Annotated in this window: 1 protein-coding gene and 1 pseudogene; one reads left to right on the forward strand and one right to left on the reverse strand. The window is 66.5% G+C overall.

The features are described 5' to 3' along the window. Positions 1-741 (forward strand): acyl-CoA thioesterase domain-containing protein (locus A5780_RS34490; RefSeq protein ID WP_156769746.1); only part of this gene is annotated, 741 nt, incomplete at its 5' end. Between the two features lie 12 nt (positions 742-753). Here the strand turns inward: A5780_RS34490 and A5780_RS34495 are convergent. Further along, positions 754-1,299, reverse strand: a pseudogene (locus A5780_RS34495) (hypothetical protein); the annotation flags it as partial.

Genomic DNA, 1,299 nt, shown 5'->3' on the forward strand with positions numbered 1-1,299 from the left:
CCGACCAAACTGAGCGGAACAGCCGTGGCCGGCATGCTCGCCCGGGAACTCGAGACCCACTGCCCGGAGGGCTTCATCCCCGCTCGACTCACAGTCGACCTGTATCAACCGGTCGACAACGCCGCGTTCGATCTGCGCAGCACGGTGGTCCGTCGAGGATCTCGAATCACTGTTGCCGACGCGGCACTGTCGCAAGACGGTCAGCAACGTGTGAGGGCGACAGCCGTTTTCCTCACCACCGGGACCGAACCGCCTGGCCAGCTCTGGAGCCGAGACGAACCGCTGCCGGTTCCGCCGCAGGAGAGTGCTGTGCCCGGCGGGACGCCGCCGCTGTTCAAGAGCGGCGATCGCGACTGGTCCGAGGATTTCGCGGCGAATCAAAACGCCGACCGCAAAATCTCCTGGCAGAACCTGCCACCACTGGTCGCCGGGGAACCGATCACTGGGTTCCAGCGCGCCGCGATCCTGGGTGACTCCACGAACCACGTGTGTCACTGGGGCACCGAAGGCGCCGGCTACATCAACGCCGATGTGACCGTGGCTCTTTCGCGTCTGCCGATCGGCTGCGAACTCGGACTACGCGCCGACAACACCATCGCCTCGGCGGGCGTGTCCATCGGCAGCGCCACCCTCTACGACCGCATCGGCCCGGTCGGCACCTCCGTGGTCAGCACACTGTCGAACGCACGACGCCAAATCGACTTCGCCGCCACCACCAGCGCCGCATTCGGCGGCGAGTAACCGGCGGGTGCTTCACGGGTGAGGAAGCATCTCCGGCTGAGCGAGCCTGGCGAGCGTTTGAGCAATGTCGGTGCCGGGCTGGCTGAAGGTGGCGTCGAAGTAGGCAAGCAGGTATGCCCGTTGCAGGTCGATCGAACGGGCCGTGTCGATTGTGCCGACTGCTTCGGCCTTCTTGGCGGGCTCGAGCAGGCCGGCCGTGGTCAGTTGCGGCAGGATGATCTGCTGGTCGCACAGCGACATGTGCTGGGTTCCTGCGATGCGCAGGGGGATCTTCACCCCGGTGTTGGTTGCCCAGCGCGGTTCCCAGCCCGGATTGCCGAACCAGGGCGAGGTGTCGCTGGCCAGCATCAGCAGCGGCCGGTCGAGACCGTCCGCGGCGACAGAGCCCAGGATCGGGCCGTCCAGATCGACGCCGGCACGGACACGGTGGTCGTCGTGCATCGTTTGCACGGTTGTCGACCCGCCTAGCGAGTGACCGAACATTCCGACTTTCGACAGGTCGAGGTCCTCGGCGAGGTGCGGTGGGAGTCCAGCGCGTCCCGGCTGTTCGGTGGCAGC

Origin of the sequence: Nocardia sp. 852002-20019_SCH5090214, assembly GCF_001665865.1 — a bacterium.
In the GTDB taxonomy this organism is placed as follows: Bacteria; Actinomycetota; Actinomycetes; order Mycobacteriales; family Mycobacteriaceae; genus Nocardia; species Nocardia nova.